This is a genomic window from Pseudoalteromonas sp. SIMBA_162 (assembly GCF_046535955.1).
GTDB lineage: Bacteria > Pseudomonadota > Gammaproteobacteria > Enterobacterales > Alteromonadaceae > Pseudoalteromonas > Pseudoalteromonas marina.
The window spans coordinates 1-236 of record NZ_JAWJBQ010001206.1; the positions used below are offsets into that span (position 1 = coordinate 1).

The following is a 236-nucleotide window of genomic DNA, read 5'->3' on the forward strand; positions in this document are numbered from 1 at the left end:
GGATAGGGGAACACCGCCGCGGAATACATGCGGTGCTCGCGATCGAGAAACAGCTCGAAGAGATCATTGCCGAGATCGTAATGCGCCGAGATATTGCGCTTCGAACCCGCCAGCGTATTGCGCGCCAGCGCGTAGGCGACGCTCAGCGCCCACTTGGACAGGCGCGACGTCCCGCTGTCCACCGAGTCATTGACCTGTTCGAGGTTGTAGGCGAACAGGCGCACCAGGCCGACCAG

At 62.3% G+C, this 236-nt stretch carries 1 protein-coding gene; it reads right to left on the minus strand.

The features are described from left to right. Window positions 1-236, minus strand: a 236-nt coding sequence (locus R0J88_RS23490) for a class I SAM-dependent methyltransferase (RefSeq protein ID WP_410901389.1), incomplete at both ends; no start/stop codon positions are given.